Source organism: Pseudomonas sp. WS 5412 (assembly GCF_012985615.1).
GTDB lineage: Bacteria > Pseudomonadota > Gammaproteobacteria > Pseudomonadales > Pseudomonadaceae > Aquipseudomonas > Aquipseudomonas shahriarae.
In genome coordinates, this window is sequence record NZ_JAARMB010000009.1 from 87,655 (window position 1) to 107,961 (window position 20,307).

Annotated in this window: 18 protein-coding genes; 7 read left to right on the top strand and 11 right to left on the bottom strand. The window is 61.4% G+C overall.

Going from position 1 to position 20,307, the window contains the following annotated elements; all coding sequences use genetic code 11:
- Nucleotides 1-41: 41 nt before the first annotated feature.
- Together HBR94_RS13945 and HBR94_RS13950 are read right to left on the bottom strand one after the other, a co-directional pair.
- Entirely contained in the window at nucleotides 42-1,175 is a 1,134-nt protein-coding gene (locus HBR94_RS13945) for a catalase family protein (RefSeq protein ID WP_170044990.1), read from the bottom strand.
- Between the two features lie 29 nt (nucleotides 1,176-1,204).
- On the bottom strand, nucleotides 1,205-3,013 hold the full coding sequence (locus tag HBR94_RS13950; RefSeq protein WP_170044991.1) for a di-heme-cytochrome C peroxidase: 1,809 nt from the start codon (nucleotides 3,011-3,013) through the stop codon (nucleotides 1,205-1,207).
- 258 nt (nucleotides 3,014-3,271) lie between these two features.
- Between HBR94_RS13950 and HBR94_RS13955 the strand changes: the two genes are divergently transcribed.
- From HBR94_RS13955 to HBR94_RS13975, 5 genes are all read left to right on the top strand, one after another.
- Nucleotides 3,272-4,000 (top strand): FKBP-type peptidyl-prolyl cis-trans isomerase, encoded by a 729-nt coding sequence (locus tag HBR94_RS13955; protein WP_115127718.1) that lies wholly within the window; start codon nucleotides 3,272-3,274, stop codon nucleotides 3,998-4,000.
- A 429-nt stretch (nucleotides 4,001-4,429) separates the two neighbouring features.
- Nucleotides 4,430-4,885: a YkvA family protein gene (locus HBR94_RS13960; RefSeq protein ID WP_032863275.1), complete on the top strand. Its 456-nt coding sequence runs from the start codon at nucleotides 4,430-4,432 to the stop codon at nucleotides 4,883-4,885.
- Nucleotides 4,886-4,982: 97 nt separating this feature from the next.
- A complete protein-coding gene (locus tag HBR94_RS13965) occupies nucleotides 4,983-5,321 on the top strand; it encodes a helix-turn-helix transcriptional regulator (RefSeq protein WP_057959026.1) in 339 nt (112 codons plus the stop codon).
- Nucleotides 5,318-5,689, top strand: coding sequence for a hypothetical protein (locus HBR94_RS13970; RefSeq protein WP_057440671.1), 372 nt, complete (start codon nucleotides 5,318-5,320; stop codon nucleotides 5,687-5,689). The genes HBR94_RS13965 and HBR94_RS13970 overlap by 4 nt, the downstream gene beginning before the upstream one ends.
- Nucleotides 5,690-6,076 (top strand): sel1 repeat family protein, encoded by a 387-nt coding sequence (locus tag HBR94_RS13975; RefSeq protein ID WP_057440672.1) that lies wholly within the window; start codon nucleotides 5,690-5,692, stop codon nucleotides 6,074-6,076.
- Between the two features lie 9 nt (nucleotides 6,077-6,085).
- Here the strand turns inward: HBR94_RS13975 and HBR94_RS13980 are convergent, their stop codons facing one another.
- Nucleotides 6,086-7,843: a bifunctional diguanylate cyclase/phosphodiesterase gene (locus HBR94_RS13980; RefSeq protein WP_275942095.1), complete on the bottom strand. Its 1,758-nt coding sequence runs from the start codon at nucleotides 7,841-7,843 to the stop codon at nucleotides 6,086-6,088.
- Nucleotides 7,844-7,961: 118 nt separating this feature from the next.
- Nucleotides 7,962-10,043 (bottom strand): carboxy terminal-processing peptidase, encoded by a 2,082-nt coding sequence (locus tag HBR94_RS13985; RefSeq protein ID WP_170044993.1) that lies wholly within the window; start codon nucleotides 10,041-10,043, stop codon nucleotides 7,962-7,964.
- 138 nt (nucleotides 10,044-10,181) lie between these two features.
- Between HBR94_RS13985 and HBR94_RS13990 the strand changes: the two genes are divergently transcribed.
- Nucleotides 10,182-11,144 (top strand): zinc-binding dehydrogenase, encoded by a 963-nt coding sequence (locus tag HBR94_RS13990; RefSeq protein WP_170044994.1) that lies wholly within the window; start codon nucleotides 10,182-10,184, stop codon nucleotides 11,142-11,144.
- A 610-nt stretch (nucleotides 11,145-11,754) separates the two neighbouring features.
- On the opposite strand, the gene HBR94_RS13995 is transcribed toward HBR94_RS13990, so the two are convergent.
- The 6 genes from HBR94_RS13995 to HBR94_RS14020 all read right to left on the bottom strand — a co-directional run bounded on the left by HBR94_RS13995 (nucleotide 11,755) and on the right by HBR94_RS14020 (nucleotide 17,087).
- Nucleotides 11,755-12,408: an HAD family hydrolase gene (locus HBR94_RS13995; protein ID WP_057440676.1), complete on the bottom strand. Its 654-nt coding sequence runs from the start codon at nucleotides 12,406-12,408 to the stop codon at nucleotides 11,755-11,757.
- Nucleotides 12,409-12,439: 31 nt separating this feature from the next.
- On the bottom strand, nucleotides 12,440-13,429 hold the full coding sequence (locus HBR94_RS14000) for an ABC transporter ATP-binding protein (protein WP_057445233.1): 990 nt from the start codon (nucleotides 13,427-13,429) through the stop codon (nucleotides 12,440-12,442).
- A complete protein-coding gene (locus HBR94_RS14005; RefSeq protein WP_057440678.1) occupies nucleotides 13,426-14,226 on the bottom strand; it encodes an ABC transporter permease in 801 nt (266 codons plus the stop codon). Before HBR94_RS14005 ends, HBR94_RS14000 begins: the two co-directional genes overlap by 4 nt.
- The gene (locus HBR94_RS14010) at nucleotides 14,213-15,058 is read right to left on the bottom strand and encodes an ABC transporter permease subunit (protein WP_057959030.1); all 846 of its coding nucleotides are present in this window, start codon (nucleotides 15,056-15,058) and stop codon (nucleotides 14,213-14,215) included. The genes HBR94_RS14005 and HBR94_RS14010 overlap by 14 nt, the downstream gene beginning before the upstream one ends.
- The gene (locus HBR94_RS14015) at nucleotides 15,055-15,861 is read right to left on the bottom strand and encodes an alkaline phosphatase family protein (RefSeq protein ID WP_057959031.1); all 807 of its coding nucleotides are present in this window, start codon (nucleotides 15,859-15,861) and stop codon (nucleotides 15,055-15,057) included. Before HBR94_RS14015 ends, HBR94_RS14010 begins: the two co-directional genes overlap by 4 nt.
- A gap of 158 nt (nucleotides 15,862-16,019) precedes the next feature.
- A complete protein-coding gene (locus HBR94_RS14020) occupies nucleotides 16,020-17,087 on the bottom strand; it encodes an ABC transporter substrate-binding protein (RefSeq protein WP_057440683.1) in 1,068 nt (355 codons plus the stop codon).
- Between the two features lie 349 nt (nucleotides 17,088-17,436).
- Between HBR94_RS14020 and HBR94_RS14025 the strand changes: the two genes are divergently transcribed.
- Nucleotides 17,437-18,150 carry a UTRA domain-containing protein gene (locus tag HBR94_RS14025; protein ID WP_057959032.1) on the top strand — a complete coding sequence of 238 codons (714 nt, stop codon included), beginning with the start codon at nucleotides 17,437-17,439 and terminating at the stop codon, nucleotides 18,148-18,150.
- On the opposite strand, the gene HBR94_RS14030 is transcribed toward HBR94_RS14025, so the two are convergent.
- On the bottom strand, nucleotides 18,126-20,303 hold the full coding sequence (locus HBR94_RS14030) for a mechanosensitive ion channel domain-containing protein (protein WP_115127722.1): 2,178 nt from the start codon (nucleotides 20,301-20,303) through the stop codon (nucleotides 18,126-18,128). The genes HBR94_RS14025 and HBR94_RS14030 overlap by 25 nt on opposite strands.
- Nucleotides 20,304-20,307: the final 4 nt, after the last annotated feature.

Genomic DNA, 20,307 nt, shown 5'->3' on the forward strand with positions numbered 1-20,307 from the left:
ACGCGGTGAGGCGTTCTTGCTGACGTCAGCGCGGGCGTTGTTCACGGGGCGTTGCGGCTATGCCGATAATCACTCACCGCTTCATACACCGCCTTGCGCAGCCGATTGATCCCCCCAATCGGCCGGTGCTCTTCCACACCAAACCATGGGTTGAACGACTGGTTGTCGCAGGCCAGGTTCAAGGCTGGGGTATCAAAGTCCTGCGCCGGAATGCGGATTTTTGCCACGCTCTCGTAGGGCGCGTCGCTTTCCTTCCATTCGATGCTGGTGTCTTCGATGGGCATGTATTTCTGTGGGTTCTGGCGCTGGATCTGCAACACAAAACACGCGTCGACCCGGTCGGTGGACAACCGCTGGCTCAAGGCGCTGCGCAAGAAGTTCGGCAAGTCCTGGTTCTGCTTGGGCAGGTTGTACTCCGGGCAACTTTGCGGGTCCGGGGCGACGCGGAACTTGGCGTTGGCCGTGCCAAATTTGTAGGGCGATACCGAAAAGTATGTCGCCTCGGTCGGGCTGGCGGGGGCCGGCGCCAACGTCGCCAGGGCGATGAACAGATGGCGCACCTGCCAACTGCGCGGGTCGAGGCTGGGGAAAAACGCCATGGCCTTCTTGCCATCGGCCTGGGCCCCGACGTTCTGCGCGTATTCCGCCACGTCGCTGACAAAGAAGTTGGGGTGGCTGAACATCACAAAGTCCTGCTCGGTGCGCGCCTGCTGATCGGCCAGCAGTTGCTTGCCCGGCACGTCCAGCAGTTTGATCGCCATGCCGCGGGCGTCGCGGATGCTGTCGAACTGTGGATAAGCGTTGCCGTTGGACAGGCGCATCATCGCCTGCCAGGTCTTGCCCGGCTCGGCGAACACGCCCTGGCGCAGCGCCGGGTCGAGACCTGGCAGCACACTGACTTCGGCCTTCACGCAGCCATGGGCCTTGGCATGGGCATCACGCAGGTAGCGGGTGCCTTCGCGGTGCTGGTCGACGATACGCACGGCCGTCTGAATGATGCCTTGGGTCATGGCGGCTTCGCCGGGTGGAATCTGTTCATCGGCCGACACCGGGCCGCGGTGGTGCCAGGTAAACCACAGGGTCGCCAGCAACCAGCCGAGCAGGCCCAGACCCACAAGCCATAACAGCGTCTTGCCGAGAAACGCGCCGAGGCGCAGCCACAGTCGAGCGAGCATGGAACGGTCCTTGTATCGAAATGGGGAAGTCATGGCAGTTGTTGCTCCAGGGGGCCGCCCAGTACTTTGAGGTATTCCAGCAGCGCCCAGCGCTCCTCAGGCTCCAGGCCCCGGCCAATTACCCCATTGCCACGCTTGCCGGCGCGGAATTCGTGGCCGCTGTTGTGGTTGCCAGTGATGCGGGTATCGAACAGGAACGCATTTTTAAAGGCTTCGGTGCGATAACCCAGGTGACGCGGGTTGTAGTCGAAGGTGCCTTTATAGAAGGTGCGGCTGCGCTCGTACTGGGGCGAAAGCAACTGGTAGATCGTCGGCACCGAACCATTGTGCAGAAACGGCGGCGTGGCCCACACGCCAGCCAGTGGACGGGCCTTGTAGGCGCGCAGTTCGCGCACGCCGATAGGCAGGCCGTAGCCGTCCAGGCGCGGGCGTTCGGCCGGGGTGATGCCGGCGGCGCGGTAGGCGTGCTCTTCGACAAACGCCGTGACATAGGCCAGGCCCTTGGCCACGGACAGGCTGCGCAAGTCCAGCGGTTCGGTCGGCGTCGGGTGCAACTCCACATTCAACTGCGCCAGTTCGGCCGGGTCCCATTGCAGGGCGCTGAGGTCGTAGCGCTGGTCGGCAATGTTGCTGGCGGTGCCCGGGTCGGTGCCGATGTAGTCCACTGGCAGCATCTTCAACTGCTGCACCGGGCGCCCGTTGACTTCGCTCACGCTGGGCACATGGCAAGCTGCGCAGTTCTCTGCGAACAGCGCGCGGCCACGGGCGGCCAGGGGTTTGTCGATGGCGCCGAACAGCGCTTCAGGCCAGGTCGGCGGCTTGAGCCGTTGCAGGGTTTCTTCGATGCGGTTCAGGTCACGCACGCGCACGCTGGAAGGGTAGCGTGCATCGCCCTTGAGCGGCTGGCCGGCGCTGTCGAAGAACGCCAGGGTCGCGCCTACGCCCAAGGCTTCGCCGATATTGCGCGCCATGGGTTGCTGGGCCGAGCCGTTCCATTGCACCCAGTCGAAGGTCCACATGTCCCACAGTTGCGGGTAGTCCACCGGCGCGTTGGCGATGCGGTAGTTGTCCGGCGAAATGGCGTCACCAAAGCTCGCGTTGGCGATGCGGCCGAACGCATCGGTGCGCCCCGGGCCTTCTTCGGTGGGGTAGAGACCACGGTGGGTATCGTTCCAGGCCACCTTGAGGAAGTTGTCCAGGGACTTTTTGAAGTCCTGGCGCAACTGATCGTACTGGGCGTCGTATTGATCCCCCAGCACGCTGTGGGCGAAGCGCCTGAACTTCAGCGGGTTGTAATAGGTGGAGGCGAGACTGGCCACCAACGCCTGGCCGAAGCTGCCACCGCGCAGGGTCGGCACGCTGGAGGGCAGCACATGCTGTGCAGCGCCGCCGTCGATGCGCAGGGCCTGGCCATTGAAGTGCAACTCGCCGGTGTGGCAGGCGGCACAGGTGATATCGAGAAACTCGTCGTTGCTGCCGGCATTCTTGTGCCGGGCGAAGCCGACGGGCAGGTTGCCAGGGTTCTGGGCTGTGGCCTGTTGTCGCGGGTCCACGAGGAAACCGAAACGCGCCAGGTTGGCCGGTTCGGCAAAACGCTGCTGGGAAAACGGCAGCTCCAGTGCAGTGAACCAGTTATAGCGCAGGCCCTTGACCTGGGTGCCCTGGGGCGTGAAGTAGTAGACCTGGCGGTCGGCGGCGGTCCATTGGTCCTGGTAGTACACCTGCTGCACCGGCACGTAGTCCGGCAGCCTGGGGTTGACCACGTAATAGAGGACCACGGCCAGGGCCAGTCCCATAAATGACAGGATCAGGAGTAAAACACGGGAAAAAATGCGCAAGATAACTATCCTTGTCGAGTTGTTGCGTCCTTATGCCACCGAGCGTAGCAGGCGGCAAGTAGCCATGATCGGTCTGTTGCGGCGGTTTTCGGCTTGCCTGCTGTCCTTCGCCGGGCTTTGGGGCAGATGAAAATGCTTTTAAACACGTGAACTTATCAGAAGTTTCCTGCTCACATGCCGGTAGCCATTGGTCGTGGCCGCCTGATAAGCTCGCGACTTTATTCGAATGCCCTTTTGGCGCATGAACAAGGAAATAGCATGAAACAGCATCGGTTGGCGGCGGCGGTGGCCCTGGTTAGCCTGGTACTTGCGGGTTGTGATTCGCAAACCAGCGTAGAGCTGAAAACCCCGGCGCAGAAAGCTTCCTACGGTATCGGCCTGAACATGGGCAAAAGCCTGGCTCAGGAAGGTATGGACGACCTGGACTCCAAGGCCGTGGCCCAAGGCATCGAAGATGCCGTCGGCAAGAAAGAACAGAAACTGAAGGACGCAGAACTGGTTGAAGCGTTTTCCGCACTGCAGAAGCGTGCTGAAGAACGCATGACCAAGTTGAGCGAAGAGTCGGCAGCTGCCGGCAAGAAATACCTCGAAGACAACGCCAAGAAAGACGGCGTAGTCACCACCGCTTCCGGTCTGCAGTACAAGATCGTGAAGAAAGCCGAAGGCGCCCAGCCCAAGCCTACCGACGTAGTGACTGTTCACTACACCGGCAAGCTGACCAACGGCACCACCTTTGACAGCTCCGTGGATCGCGGCAGCCCGATTGACCTGCCGGTCAGCGGCGTGATCCCGGGTTGGGTCGAAGGCCTGCAACTGATGCACGTGGGTGAGAAGGTCGAGTTGTACATCCCGTCCGACCTGGCCTACGGTGCCCAGAGCCCGAGCCCGGCAATTCCAGCCAACTCCGTACTGGTCTTCGACCTGGAGCTGCTGGCAATCAAGGACCCGGCCAAGGCCGACGCGCCTGAGGCACCGGCTGCCAAGTAAGCCGCTGCAAAACACCCAACGCCCCGTTTTACGGGGCGTTGTTGTTTCTGGTGTGGGGCTTGATCCGATCCGTGTGGGAGCTGTCGAGCCCTGGCGAGGCTGCGATAGCGGTGCAGGCAACACTCCTGTTGGCCATGCCGCCGCCATCGCCGCCTCGCTGGGGCTCGACAGCTCCCACAGGTGACCGTGGGGCAAATCAAAACGAACACCTGCGACTTAGAGCAGTCTGATGCAATACCTCGGCACGGCTAGCCGCAGGCGCGCTTCAAGTCAATGAATTCTTGGGTTTTTTTTATGTGCGCAAAAAACGCCCGATCTGACTCAGGGCCTTGTATTACGTGGCTTTCAGCCGCGAAAATGGGCTCTGTTCACAAGGTTATCCACAAGTTGTGTGGATAACCTTTTCTCTTGCCTGGAACTGGAGTGACGATGAAAGCACCCTGGAATTTCACCCGCTTCCTGCCGTTGGCCGCCCGCCTGATCGGGCGTGGGCGCCTGCCCACCCTGTTGTTCGCTGTGGCTGCCAAAGGCTCAAGCCAGGGCAATCGCCTGGGTAAGCTCAAGGACGACCTGAAGCTGCTTCAGGCGCTGTGCCTGGCCTACTGGCGTGGCGAGTACCGGGCGATCAGCCCCAAGGCGCTGATCTCGGTGGTGGCGGGGCTGATGTACTTCCTCAGCCCGATTGATGCGATCCCGGACTTCTTGCCCATGTTCGGCATGCTCGATGACATTGCGGTACTGGCCTGGGTCATGAAGAGCCTGGACGGCGAGTTGAGTGCCTTCCGCGCCTGGCGTGAACGCCAGCGCCCGGAGAAGCTGGTGGTGGTGGAGCGTCTGCCCGCAACGCCGCAGCTCCTGGAGCAGGAAAACCCGAAAAAAAACTGAAGGCGCGGATTATCCCCCTGCGCTCTTTGGGGCTGTTAGGATTACACTCCTAAGGAAAGTACTTACTTCGTAAGTGTTGTGATCCTACGGGGCAGTCATGGATATACAAATCATTTCACGGGATGGCGAACCCGAATACGCGGTTCTGCCATGGGCTCAGTACCAGGCGCTGCTAAAAGCCGCCGGTGTGTCGCAACCCGCCACTTCTTCTGCACAGACCCCTCCCGTCGCTACCGAGCAGGACCTGCGTCCCCTAGCACAATTGCGCAGCCTGCGCGAAGCCAAAGGCCTGGCCATCGAGACCTTGGCCCGCACCGTGGGCATCAGCCCGTCCTACCTGGGGTTGATTGAAAGTGGTGAGCGCCAGCCGGATGCTGCGATTCGTCGCAGCCTGGCCTGGGAGTTGGGGATTGCGGGTTGGAGGGATGAAGTGTGAGTGTGCGCATCAGTCGTCAACATTGGGATGGGTTGCTCAATGAACTCGATCAGGCCCGTCGCCAGCGACATCTTTTGACCTACCGTGCGTTGCTGGAGCGTCTGCAATTCCCCACGCCAGCCATGCAAACCCTGACCGCCGCCCTGGAGCACCTGGCGGCTCTGGATGCCAAGGCGGATCAACCGCTGCGCAGTTCACTGGTGATCAGCCAGGGCGCCAGCCGCTTGCCGCGCACCGGTTTTTTTGAATGTGTCGAGCGCCTCGGGCGCTTTTGCGGACCGTCCGATGGCGTTGCTGCGGCGTCGTGGCATGCCTCGGAAGTGGTGCGTGTGTTCGAGTACGAATATCCTGAGTCAGCGGAGGCCTGAGTGTTCTGGAAGCTTAAAGCGTACGCCAGCTATTGGTTGGCCCGCAGGTTGTTTCATTGGTCATGGTTTGTGCGTCAGCCCCGTGGCTGGCACTGGCTGGAGGGTCAGTTTGCGCGCATGGCCAACCTGGGTAATGTCGAGGCCCAAAGTTTCTATGGGCATATCCTGACCTTTCGCGGCCAAGGGCTTGGCGCGCGGGAAGAGGGCGTGCGCTTGCTGCGCCTGGCGGGCCAGGCCGGTGATGGCAAGGCCGCTTATCAGGTGGGAGTGTTGAGCCTGGCGGGCAGCCTGGGCAAGGCCCCAGACCCGGCCGAAGCCGCACGCTGGTGGACCATTGCCGCCAAGGCCGGGCATCCGCTGGCGCAGATACGCCTGGAGCAGTTGTAAGGGCCGGCCTTACAGAAGTTCGCGGCTGTCGAGGACGTGGATGCTGTAGCCGGCCACGTTCTTGGCGTGATGCTTGGCTTGCGAGGCCAGTTCCGCCAACTGGCTGGCATCCAGATATCCACAGCTCAGCGGATGCAGGTGCACCACGCCAATGGACAGCGACAGCAAGGCAAACTCCTGGCGCACCCCCTGGCGATTCAGGGCGATAAAACAGCCCGCGTCCAAATGCTCGCTGCGGTAGAAGCGCCGGCATTGGGTCTGGAAATCGTCCACCAATTGGTTGAGACGCTTGCGCCAGTCCTGGGCACCCAGTACCAGGAGAAAATCATCGCCGCCGATATGCCCGACAAAATCGCGGCTGGGGTCCACCCGGTCGTTCAGGCACTGTGCCAGGCACAGCAACACCTCATCGCCTCGGCCATAGCCGTAGATGTCATTGAACGGCTTGAAACTGTCGATATCCACATAGCAAATCACCGATTCGCGCTGCTGCTGCAACAGTCGCGTCAGGCACTGCTGGATCGGCACGTTGCCCGGTAGCAGAGTCAGTGGGTTGGCGTAGCGCGCCTGCTGGATTTTCAGTTCGGTAATCAGCTTGAGCACGTCGATCACCCGTCCCAGGCCCAGGTAGTTGCCGTTCTGGGTGATGATGAAATCTTCTTCGATGCGCTGCCGCGCGCGGCTGGTCAGCAGGCGGCTGACCTGTTGCAACGACTGGCTCAACTCCACGGCCAGGAAGTCGTCGCTCATCAGGCGGCTGATCGGCTTGCGCGCAAACAGGTCGGTGGCAAATGGCTTGAGCAGGACGTCGGACAACGAGTGCCGATGCACGATGCCGATGGGCTGGCCGCGCCCATCCAGGACCGCCAGGGAGTTGAGATTGGCCTGGCTGCGAAACGCTTCCAGGACTTTTGCTGTGGCGGTGTCCTGGGCCACGGCCGGTTGCTCGTTGAGCAGGGCGCTGAGGTCACTGGCGTCTTCATTGAGCGAGACGCTGGTGCTGTCAGGCTTGGCCAGCATCAACCTTGCTTCGATCGGCGGATGTTCGTGGGGACGGCACAGCAGGTAGCCCTGGATCAGGTCCACGCCCATTTCCGTGAGCACCGCCAGTTCCTCCGGCAACTCGATGCCTTCGGCAATCACCTGTGCGCGGGAGGCCTTGGCGATCTGCAGGATCGAGCCGACGAACTCGCGCTTGAGCGCATCCTGATGAATGCCGTCGATAAAGTGCCGGTCGATTTTCACGTAGTCCGGGCGTAACTCAGACCACAGGCGCAGGCTGGAGTAACCGGCGCCCAAGTCATCCAGGGCAATCGAAAAACCCATGTCGCGGTAGTGGTGCAGGGCGGTCTGCAGCAGTTGGAAGTCGTCGGTCGGCGCTTGCTCCGTGAGTTCGATCACGATCTGGCTGGGCGCGATTCCGTACTCGCGCAGCATCTGCAGGGTGCGCCCCGGTTGATGGGTGGTTTCCAGCAGGGACTCGGGTGAGACGTTGAGAAACAGCTTGCCTGGCAGCGCCTGCTCGCTGAAGCGCTTGCAGGCACTTTGCCTGCAGGCTATCTCCAGTTCATTCAGGCGTCCGGCCTGGCGCGCCACGCAAAACAACGCAAGGGGCGAGTGCAGCGGGCTGTTGGACGGGCCGCGGCTCAGGGCTTCGTAGCCAAGGATACGGCGTTCGCTGAGGCTGATAATCGGTTGGAACAGACTGTGCAGACTGCCTTGAGCCAGGATGGAGCCCAGGGCATGCAGCTGTTCGGTCATGGTCATGATGATCTCGGTCGAAAAAAAAGGACCGGGTGCCTGGGGCACCCGGTCCTTCATTTCACGACAGAATGATGTCTGTTTGATGACGCTCAGTGGAGCGGAGACATTAAATTGCCATCATTTACTGCTTGGCGACTGCCTTACTGGTTTTCAGGTAGTCCAGCAGAATCCGCCCGGTCTCGCTCAGGTAGGCGTCGTCTTCCGGCTTGGTCTTTTCAGGTTCGGTCGGCAGCGCGTCTTCGTCTTCTTTCTTCAGCTCCTTGAGCGGATCTTCACCCTTGGCCTTGCGACGGATGTTTTCCAGGGCCAGTTGCTGGTTCTCGATCGCGGTGTGCTGCGCGCGACGGTCCACTTCATTGAGGCTGACGGTCTTCTCGGCCATCAGCTTCTTGGCCAGGGCCAGCTTGTCGCGGATAAACACAAACTCGGCATCCTTGGCGGAGCGCAGGTCATGTTCGGCCTTGAGCTGGGCCAGGTACGGCTTGAAGGGATCGGACGCCGGCTTGATAGCCGGGCGGATGGTGTCCCACGGCATGGCTTCGGGCAGGGCGCTTTCGCCGATTTCCTTGGTGTCGATGAGCGACGGGAAATCAATGTCCGGCAGTACGCCCTGGTGCTGGGTGCTCTGGCCGGAAACCCGGTAGAACTTGGCCAGGGTCAGCTTCAGTTCGCCATGGTTAAGCGGCTGGATTGTCTGCACCGTGCCTTTGCCGAAGGTCTGGCCACCGATGATCAGCGCGCGGTGGTAGTCCTGCATCGCGCCGGCAAAAATCTCCGAGGCCGAGGCCGAGAGACGGTTGACCAGCAGTGCCAGCGGGCCCTTGTAGAAGGCACCCGGGTTTTCGTCTTCCAGCACATCCACGCGGCCGTCAGCGTTGCGCACCAACACGGTCGGACCCTTGTCGATGAACAGGCTGGTCAGCTCGGTGGCTTCCTGCAACGAGCCGCCGCCGTTGTTGCGCAGGTCGATGACCACGCCGTCAACCTTCTCTTTGGTCAGCTCGGTGAGGATTTTTTTCACATCGCGGGTGGTGCTCTTGTAGTCCGGATCGCCGGCACGGAAGGCCTTGAAGTCCAGGTAGAACGCCGGGATCTCAATGACGCCCAGCTTGTAGTCCTTGCCATCCTGCTTGAGGTTGAGGACTTTCTTCTGCACGGCCTGGTCTTCGAGCTTCACCGCTTCGCGGGTGATCGACACGATCTTGCTGGTCTGGTCATTCGGTGCATTGGTGTGGGGAATCACTTCCAGGCGCACCACGCTGCCCTTGGGCCCGCGGATCAGCTTAACTACTTCGTCCAGGCGCCAGCCGACCACGTCGACCATCTCTTTGTCAGCCTGGGCCACGCCGATGATCTTGTCGGCCGGGGCGACCTGCTTGGTCTTGTCCGCAGGGCCTGCCGGCACCAGGCGCACGATCTTCACCTGATCGTTGTCGCTCTGCAGCACGGCCCCGATGCCTTCAAGGGACAGACTCATGTTGATATCAAAATTTTCCGCGTTATCTGGCGACAGATAATTGGTGTGCGGATCGTAGGACATCGCGAAGGTGTTGATATACGCCTGGAAGATATCCTCGGCGCGGGTCTGGTCCAGGCGGCTCAATTGATTCTTGTAGCGCTTGGTCAGCAGCTCCTGGATCGCCTTGGGCTCTTTGCCGGCGATCTTCAGGCGCAGGACTTCATCTTTGACGCGCTTGCGCCACAGGTCATCCAGGGCGGCGGTGCTGGTCAGCCATGGGGCCTCCTTGCGATCCACCAGCAGGGTTTCCTTCTGGGTGAAGTCGAGCTTGTCGATGCCTTTGTTCAACTCACCCAGAGCGAAGTCCAGACGCGCTTTGACACGGTCCAGGTAACGCTTATAGATGGTGAAGCCAGGTTGCAGGTCGCCGCTCTTGAGGAAGTCGTCGAACTGGGTCTTCCACTTGTCGAACTCGGCCACATCGCTGGCCAGGAAGTAGCTGCGCGAGGGATCCAGCAGCTTGAGATAGCTGTCATAGATAATCACCGAGCGCGCATCGTCCAACGGCGGTTTGCTGTAATGGTGGCGCTTGAGCAACTCAACGACGTTAAGGCTGGCAATCACCTCATCGCGATCAGGCTGAAGTTTGTCCCAGCTGTTGGCTGCGAACGTATTGGTCGACAGCGGCAACAGGCCGAGACCAATGAAAAGAGCGAGGGCGGTACTGGGGAACAAATGCTTCATGCTGATTCGACGCGGGGGCAATTGATAACGCATATTAGGCCGTCTTTGAAGTCGCCGGTTCCATTTGGGCCGGTCGCATAATGCAAAAAGCCCGGCGCTACAGCAACGGGCTCAGTCCAGACTCACTATGGAGGCACTGTGAAAGCATTGCAAGGCGTTGAAGGTCATGTGGAGTGGGTTGAGACCCCGAGTCCTACGTGCGATGTAGGGCAAGTTCGCATTCGGGTGGCGGCAGCCGGCCTGAATCGGGCGGATTTATTACAGCGTGCAGGGCTCTATCCGCCACCGCCCGGGGCCAGCGAGGTGCTGGGCCTGGAGTGTTCCGGGGTAATCAGCGAGGTTGGCGCCGGCTCGTCCTGGCAAGTGGGGGATCGGGTCTGTGCGCTGCTGGCGGGCGGCGGCATGGCCCAGGAAGTGGTGGTGGACGCGCGCCACGTGCTGCCGGTGCCGGAAGGTCTGTCCCTGGCCGAAGCCGCTGCGTTGCCCGAGGTATACAGCACCGCCTGGCTCAACCTGTTCCAACTGGCGGCGCTCAAGCCCGGGGAAAAGGTGCTGTTGCACGCTGGTGCCAGTGGCGTCGGCTCGGCGGCGATCCAGCTGTGCAAGGCCTTTGGCAGCCCGTGCTGGGTCAGCGTCGGCTCGGCGGACCGCCTGGCCTATTGCGAAGACCTCGGCGCCCAGGGCGGTGTGGTACGTACCGACGGCATCGAGAGCCTGGGGGATTTTGGCCCGTTCGACGTGATTCTCGACCCGGTGGGCGGCAACTATGCGGCCATTAACCTCAAACTCCTGGCCCGCGATGGGCGTTGGGTATTGATCGGCTTGATGGGCGGGCGCGAGGCCCAATTGGACTTGGCGCAGGTGCTGGCCAAGCGCGTACAGGTGCTGGGCTCGACCTTGCGCAGCCGTGATGATCAATTCAAAGCGGATCTGTTGAGCGATCTGGGCCAGCAGGTGTGGCCGTTGTTTGGCGAAGGGCGGCTGAGCCCGCAGTTGGCCAAGACCTTCCCGATCAAGGACGCGGAAGCAGCGTTTGCGGAGCTGGCGACCAACCAGATTTCCGGGAAGCTGGTGCTGGTGATCGACGAGAGCCTGGCTTGAGGCCAGTCCAGGGTTGAAATGCAGCCCAAGGTGGGAGCGGGGCTGCTTGCGATAGCGGTGTGTCAGTAACAGACCTTAACTTGATATACCGCTATCGCAGCATAGGTATCTACACAACTTTCTTATGGGTATGTGTACATATCCGTTGCTGCGATCACGGCCACTTAGGGTTCCGCCCTTACGGCGGGTCACTTTCGAAGAGCGCGAAAGTAACCAAAGCGCTTTTGCCCCACCACTCGGCACCTCGCCTAGGCTCGATGTGCCCGTCATCCGACATTGATTTGGGGGGCCGCCGCGATGGGCCATCCATGGCCCAGCGCGGCTAACCCGGCGTCCTGCCGGGTTACCCCCCAAATCAATATCCGATGACGGCCAGCGTGGTTTAACGGGGCGCCTCAGATCAAAAGCAAAGCGAGGCGGCCTGACAGCCGACCTGATCGTCGAGGCGTGCGCGGACTCCTGTGGGAGCTGGCTTGCCTGCGATGGTCGTTAACGATGACAAATGAATACCTGACACCCCAGGTGTTCTTGCCGCAGCCATCGCGGTGATGCGGCGACCCGACAAGCCAGCTCCCATATTTGATTGGGTTTCAATGCCAAAAATGGGCCTTCAGGTCCACTGGTGGATCGGCCATCCGGCCTGTTCGGCGTGGGCCTGCAGCACCGGGTCCGGGTTCACCACCTGCGGGAAATCGACCTTGCTCAACAGCGGCAAGTCATTGCGCGAATCCGAATAGAAATACGCACCCTCCAGGCTTTCACCTTCCTGCTCCAGCCATTGCGTCAAGCGGGCGACCTTGCCTTCACGGTACGTCAGTACACCCACGGTCTTGCCGCTGTACACCCCGTGGGCCACGTCCAGTTCAATCCCCAGTACTTCATCAATGCCAATGCGTGCGGCAATCGGCGTGACCAGGTGCGTGCCCGAGGCCGAGATCACCAGGATCCGGTCCCCGTTCTGCCGGTGGCGGGCGATGGTCTTGGTGGCGTCGCTGTAGATCAGCGGCTCGATAATATCTTCCACCCACGGCTCGACCAGGTGCGCGACTTCTTCCGGGGTGCGCCCGATCATCGGTTCCAGGCTGAAGTCCATGAACTCTTCCATGGCCAGCTCGCCGCGGCTGTAGGCGGCCATCAGTTCGTTGTTCTTGCGCATGAACGAATCGGGGTCCACCCAGCCCAGGCGGCCCATTTGTTCGCTCCACAAGGTGGCGCAGTCGCCGTGGATCAGGGTGTCGTCCAGATCAAAAATTACCAAAGCCATCAGTCATGCTTCCTCAATAAACACTGCATCCTCAGGCTACCTCACACAGTGCGCTGGGATCGATGGAAAGTGCCAGGCGTTGCCCGTCTGGGTGCAGATCCTGGGCCGAGCGGTTGAGTACGTCCACCACCAATTCAACGCCCCGGGCTTCGACGCGATAGCGAATCACATTACCCAGCAGGCTGTGGCTGCGCACCAGAGCGTCCAGCTCACCGTTGCGGTTCAGTTCGATGGACTCAGGACGGATCGCAATACGGCTGCTGACCGGACGCTGCAATAGCTTGCTGGCCTGCTCGGCGTCCAGCAGGTTGTAGTTGCCGATAAAACCGGCGGCGAAGGCGTCCACGGGGGCGGTGTACAGGGTTTCAGCGTCGCCGCTTTGTACGATCTTGCCCTGGTTCATCAGGAAGATGCGGTCGGACATGACCAGGGCTTCTTCCTGGTCATGGGTCACAAAAATCGTGGTCAGCCCCAGTTCGCGCTGGATCTGGCGGATCTGCTCGCGCAGGTGTTTGCGAATCCGCGCATCCAGTGCCGACAGCGGTTCATCGAGCAGCAGCAGGCGCGGGCGGGTGACCAGGGAGCGGGCGAGGGCGACGCGCTGGCATTGGCCGCCGGACATCTGGTGCGGATAGCGCCCGGCCAGGTCCTTGAGCTCGACCAGTTGCAGCACTTCCTGCACCCGCTGGTGGCTGTCATCGGCGTTGACCTTCTGCATACGCAGGCCGAAGGCGACGTTCTGTTCCACGGTCATGTTGGGGAACAGCGCGTAGCTCTGGAACACCATGCCGATATGGCGCTTCTGCGGGCTCAGCGGCACGATATCCTGGCCGTCCAGGAGGATCTGCCCACTGTCCACCGGCGTCAGCCCGGCGATGCAGCGCAGCAGCGTGGACTTGCCGCAACCGGACGGGCCAAGCAGGGTGACGAATTCGCCCTTGGCGATCTGGCAGTTGATATCACTGAACACCGGGGTGGCGGCGTAGCTTTTTTGCAGGTGCTGGACGCTGACGAAGCTCATTGGCTTTTGTCCTTGTTCAAGAAGTTGGCGGCCCAGGTGAGCAGCAGCACGAAAAGGAAATAGGAGATGACCACGGCGCTGGTGAAGTGGCCGCTGCTGTTACGCATGTTGTTGAGGTACACCTGCAAGGTCTCGTAGCGCGTGCCGACAAGGATGTTGGCGAACACAAACTCGCCGAACAGGAACGAGAACGACAGCAGCAACGCCACCATCAAGCCCTTGCGCAGGTTTGGCAGCACCACCAGGATCGCCGCCTGCCAGGTGCTGGCGCCGAGCAGTTGGGCGGCGTCCATCAGGTCACGCAGGTTGATCGCCTGCAGGTTGTTGGTGATCGCGCGGTACATGAACGGCAGTGCCACGGTGAAGTAGCAGCCAATCAGGATCCACGGTGTGCCGACCATCGCCAGCGGCCCCGAGCCATACAGCTGTAACAGGCCCACCGAGGACACCACCGGCGGCACCGCGAAAGGCAGCAGGATCAGGATATTCATCAGCGCGTCGAGCCTGGGGAAGTGGTAGTGCACCACGAACAGCAGCGGCAGGATCAGCACCACCGACAGGATCAGTGCGCCGACACACACCAGCAGCGATTGGCCAAAGGCATGCAAAAAGCGCGGGTCGCTCCACAGCTGTACATACCATTCAAAGGTAAAACCGGCGGGCAGGATGGTGGCCGACCAACTGCTGGCAAGGGAGTACACCAGGGTGCCAATCAGCGGCAGCACCAGGATCGCGAACAGCAGGTACACCACCACGCGATGATAGAGGGCGACGGGGCTGGCTTCAGCGCGAGACATGGTAGCTCCTCTTGAGCAACAGTTGATGGACCACGGTGACCACGGTCATCAGCGCCACCAGGATGACGGCCAGGGCGCTGGCCATGTTCGGGTCCAGGGAAATATCGCCGGAGACCATCGCCGCAATGCGGATCGGCAGCACGTTGAAGTTGCCGGTGGTCAACGCATACACCGTGGCATAGGCGCCCAGGGCATTGGCCACCAGGATCACGAAGGTGCCCAGCAACGCCGGCGTCAGCACCGGCAGGCCGATATGCCGCCAGTACTGCCAGCCATTGGCGCCCAGGAGTGCTGCGGACTCGCGCCAGTCTTCACGCAGGGCATCGAAGGCCGGGTACAGCAGCAACACGCCCAGGGGGATCTGGAAATAGGTGTACAGGATGATCAGGCCGGTCTTGGAGTACAGGTTGAAGTCCTGAATGATCCCGGCCTGCTTGAGCATGATGGTGATGCTGCCGTTGAACCCCAGCAGGATGATGAAGGCAAAGGCCAGGGGCACGCCGGAGAAGTTGCTGGTCATGTTGGCGAAGGCAGTGACGAAGTTGCGCAGCGGCGAATCCACCTTGCGCAACGAGTAACTGCCGAGCACGGCAATGATGATGCCGAAGACGCTGGAGTAGAAACTCAGCTCCAGGCTGTACTGGATCGCCTGCAAGTAGAACTTCGAGCTGAAGATCTTGCTGAAGTTGGCCAGGCCCCAGCCGAATTCTTCCGATTGCAGGCTGTTGACCATCACCCAGAACAGCGGCGCGATCTGGAACACGATAAAAAACAGGGCGAAAGGCACCAGGCACAAGGCGGCCAGCCACTTACCACGGATCACTGAACTCACTTCAACAGCTCCTGGCAGACAGGTTTGTCGTGGGCAACGCCAAGCAGGGCGCAGACGGTGCCGCAGATATCGGTTTGCCTGGGTTGGGCCTCGGGCTCGAGGCTGAAGGCATCACCGAACACAAACAGCGGCACTTCGCGCTCTTCCGGCAGCAGGCCGTTGTGGGAGCGGTCGTTGTTCATGCCGTGGTCGGCGGTGACCAGCACCTGGTAGCCGGTGTCGAGCCAGCCTTGCAGGTAGTCGGCGAGGATGACGTCCGCCGAGCGGGCGCTGTTACGGTATTGCGCGGTGTCGAGGCCGTGCCTGTGGCCGGCGTCGTCGATGTTCATCGGGTGTACCAGCAAAAAGTTCGGCGCGTGCTTGAGGCGCAGGCTCTCGGCATCGGCAAACAGGTGAGCGTCGGGGTAATGATCGCTCCAGTAGAAGTGCCCGTGCTGGATTGCCAGCGCCGGGTCGTCGGTATGCCGGTCGCGGGCGGCGATAAACGGCGAGCGGTTATACAGCTCGCTGACCCAATGGTAGGCCGCCGCCGCAGTGGTCAAGCCGGCGTCGGTGGCGTAATGGAAAATGCTGCGCTGGTTGGACAGGCGCGAAACGTTGTTGTGGACAATGCCACTGTCGATCGGCGTTACGCCGGTCAGGATGCATTCGTAGAGCGGGCGTGAGAGGGCGGGCAATTCGCATTCCAGCTTGTACAGCGCTGCGCGCCCGGCGCCGACGTAGGCCTGGAGATGCCCCATGGCATGCCGGGCGACCTCGTAATTGAGGCCGTCGAGCACCACAAGGATGACGTTGTGCTTCATAGGGGCAGGGGCTCCGCGACAAATTGGGCTTGATTCGGTGGTTCTTCTGGAACCGGATCAACTGTGGGAGCTGGCTTGCCTGCGATAACGGTGCATCAGCCGATACACGTGCTGAATGTCGTACCGCTATCGCCGGCAAGGCAGCTCCCACCCAGGGCTTATTGCATGTTGATGATGACTTCTTCCTGCCACTTCTGCGGCAGCGCCTTGGAGGTCTTCTCCCAGGCATCGGCGTCCTTGATCGGAGTCACGCCTTTGTATTGCTCGTCAGGCAGCAGCTTGGCTTTCACTTCAGGTGGCAGGGTCAGGTGTTCGGCACGGATCGGCCGCGCATTGCCCTTGGCCAGGTTGATTTGCCCGGCATCACTGAAGATGTATTCGCGGGTCAGCTTGGCCGCGTTGGGGTGCTTGGCGTATTTATTGATGATGGTGGTGTAGCCGGAAATCACCGAGCCATCCGAGGGGATCAGCACCACGTAGTCATCCGGGTTGGCCATCTTGGCCTTGTAGCTCAGGCCGTTGAAGTCCCAGACCACGCCCACTTCCACTTCGCCCTTTTCCATGGTGGCGATGGTGGGGTTGGCCAGGGAGATACGGCCCTGCTTGGCGATTTCGGCAAACATCAGCAGCGCCGGCTGGATGTTCTTCTCGTCGCCGCCGGTGGCCAGGGCGGCGGCCAGTACACCGTTGGCGGCCTGGGCGGCGGTGCTCACGTCACCAATCGAAACCTTGTATTTGCCGGTTTTCAGGTCAGACCACTTGGTCGGCACTTCGGAGCCGTGCAACAGCTTTTTGTTGACGATAAACGCAATGGTGCCGGTGTAGGCCAGGGCCCAGTTGCCGTCCTTGTCCTTGGCCCAGTCCGGGATCTGTTCCCAGGTGCTTGGCTTGTAGGGTTGGGTCACGCCCTGCTTGACCGCAATCGGCCCGAAGGCTGCGCCCACGTCGCCGATATCGGCGCTGGCATTGTCTTTTTCTGCGGCGAACTTGGCGATTTCCTGGGCCGAGCTCATATCGGTGTCCATGTGCTTGAGGCCGTACTTGGCCGCCAGGTCTTCCCAGGTGCCTTTCCAGTTGGCCCAGTTATCGGGCATGCCGACGCTGTTCACAGCGCCTTCTGCCTTGGCGGCAGCTTCCAGGGTTTTCAAATCGGTGTCAGCGGCCATGGCGGCGGTGCACATGGCAATGGTCGAGCCTAACAGTGATGCCAGGAAAAGCTGTTTCATCCGAAGCTCCTTTGGGCGTTTTCAACGCTGCGATTTTTTGATGGCGCGGTGGGTTTGGTCTAGGTCAGCAATACACGAGCCAATTTAGGCGCGATGGATGACAGTTTTATGTCGGTGTCGTTTTTAAAGCGCCTGGGCAGGTACTTGCCGGGTAAGCGTAGACCAAGGCCAGGCCCCCGTAATTCTTGGACTTGGCCGATGTATTGCAGGGCGTGTGGGGCAGTGTCACGAGGCGCTGTCATCTGTCGGTCATGTGTGATGCCTAGGCTGGCACGCAACAGCCGCCGCTCATTCCAGGGGCATTTGGCGCACCCAAACAGTGCTGGCCTAGTCCAGATAGGTAACGTTGATGCGTGATGAGGCAACCAAAGCGGTGACAGCCATTGGCCTGGCGCTGCAAGAGCAGATCAGCCACGGTTTGTTGAGCCCGACGAGCAAACTGCCCGCCGAGCGCAAACTCAGTGAGTTGTTTAGTACCACCCGCATTACGGTGCGCGAGGCCTTGCTGCAACTGGAGGCCCAGGGCCAGATCTACCGCGAGGAGCGCCGTGGCTGGTTTGTCTCGCCGCCCCGGTTGGCCTACAACCTGATGCAGCGCAGCCACTTCCACGCCATGGTCAGCGCCCAGGGGCGAGTGCCTTCTACCGAAGTCATCTCGGCACGCCTGCAACCGGCTTCGGCCGCGGTCTGCGCGTGGCTGCAACTGCCGGCACTGTCCAGCGTGATCCAGATCTGCCGGCGGCGGCGTATTGATGGGCGGCTTGTGCTGTATGTGGAGCACTACCTCAACCCCCAGTATTTTCCGGGGATCCTGGCGTGTGACCTGAACGAGTCGATGACTGAGTTGTACGCCCGCAAGTACGACCTGCACTACGGGCGCGTGCGCTTTGAGATTGTGCCGACTTCTCTACAGGTAGAAGCGGCAGCCGCCTTGAAAGTCTCGGCGGGCAGCCCCGGGCTGCGGATCGCCCGGGTCAATTACGATCAGCATCAGCGCCTGATCGACTGCGATCTGGAGTTCTGGCGCCATGATGCGATTCATGTCGGGGTGGATGTGACCTGAGCTTCCTGCGGCCCACTCGCCGCCGTCACCACTTGCACGCTCAAGCGCGGCATCGCCAGGTCCATCCCTGCCTCATCGAGGTGGCGCTTGAGCGACAGGTTGAACGCCCGCGACACTTCCCACTGTTTGATCGGGGCGGTCTTGAAGCGCGCACGCAGGATGGCGTTGCCGGACTCGAAGCTTTCCACGCCCTGGAACTCCAGGGGCGACCAGATATTGCGGCGTTGCAGCGGGTCGGCGCGCATTTTCTGGCCGACGTCGCGCATCAGCTTGATCGCGGTGTCGATGTCCATGCTGGCTGGCACCGCTACGCGGAAAATCGCGTAGCCGAATTCCCGCGAGTAGTTCTTGATGCTCTTGATCTCGCTGAACGGGATGGTGTGGACGATGCCGTCGATATCGCGCAGGCGCACGGTACGGATGGTCAGGCCCTCGACGGTGCCAAGGTGGCCGCCGACATCCACATAGTCATCAATGGCCAGGGAGTCTTCGATGATGATGAACAGGCCGGTGATCAAGTCCGCCACCAGTGACTGCGCACCAAAACCGATGGCCAGGCCGATCACACCGGCACCGGCCAGCAGGGGCGTGACGTTCATGCCCATGTTCGCCAGGGCGACAATGGCGGCGATGATGAAGATGGTCACGAACAGCACGTTGCGGATCAACGGCATCATGGTCTGCGCCCGCGCATTGGCCAGGCCTTTGCGCGAGCGGGTGAGGGCGTGGTGGATCGCGGTGTCGCTGAGGATCCAGATCAGCCAGGCAAACAGCAGGGTACCGGCAAGGCCGAACAGCTTGACGCTGATTTCATGTCCGTCGCCTTCGGTAAAGCGGATCAGCGACCAGCCCCAGACCCGCAGGCCGAGTTCGATAAATACCAGCCACACCATCAGATGGGCCAGGGTGTAGACAAAGCTTTTCAGGCGCTCGGAATACAGCGCATGGCGCTTGTGCCCGCGCTGGGGCTTGAGGGCGTGGCGGCGCACCAGGCCGTTGATCACCATGCACAGCACCAGCAACACCGTGCACAGCAATGATTGGCGCAAGGCGGTGCTGGTGTCGCCGGCCGACACGAAGGTGGCAAACAGCGAAATGCCCACCAGCAGCAGCGCAGGCAAGTACCAGAAGGTGCCGATGATCTCGATCGTATCGCTCAATGCGCGGCGGGTCAGGCGCCGGGACAGTGGCTGGTTGCGGATCAGGTGGGCGATGGGCCGGCGGAAACGCAGGATAAACACGCCGGTGGACAGTGCCGCGAGGACATTGGCGACGGTCGCGGCGCTGTGGGCCAGGTGGGTACCCAGGGCTTCGGTCAGGCGCGGATCGCTCAAGGCCTCGCCGAAAGCGGCGAAGCTGCCGATCAGCCACAGCGGGCGAAACGCCTGGTGGCGCAGGATATACAGCGCCCGGTGACGGTGCGGGCCGTCAAGCACGGAAAAGGCGATGACGCAGATCGCCGAAAAACACGTGCCGACCACCAGCGCGTACGCCAGCACCATCGCCAGGGATTTGCCCAGGGACGAGGGCAGGGCGTAGCTGAGGTAGACGGTGATCACCAGGGCAATCAGCCAGGGGCCGAGCTTGCGCAGGGCAAAGCGCAGCATGTCCCAGGTCTTGGGGTGTTGCGGCAATTCTTCACTGAGGCCAAAGCGCAGGCGCACCCTATGGCTGAGCCAGATCAGCGCGGCCGCGAGCAGGCTCCAGAGCATCAGCACCACGGCAAAGCCAAAGATAATCGGCAGCCATTCGCTGGCGGGCAGCATCAGCGCGCCCAGCTCGGTCCTGGCCTGGGCGAATTCGACGGACCAGCGATTGAGTGGGCTGTCGGCGCCGGACAGCTGTTGCTCCAGGCTGGCCAGGGTGCCGCCGATCAGGCTCAGCACCCCTTGCTCGGCAGCCGGCTGGGCTTTTTTCGTGGCTTCGCGCAGCTTTTTCAGGTCGGCCAGCAGCTTGGTGCGCTGCTGGTCGTTTTCCAGGGTCTTGATCACCTCGTCCAAAGACTGCCCCAGCGGCACGTCGGCCTGTGGCTGGGCTTTGGTGGTGCTGCCCAGGATGCCGGGCAGGCCGACCGCCTGGGCAGGGGCGATGGGCAACAGGATCAGCAGGCAAAGGAGCAGGCAGTGTGGCAGGGCAAACAGACGGGCAAGCACGAGG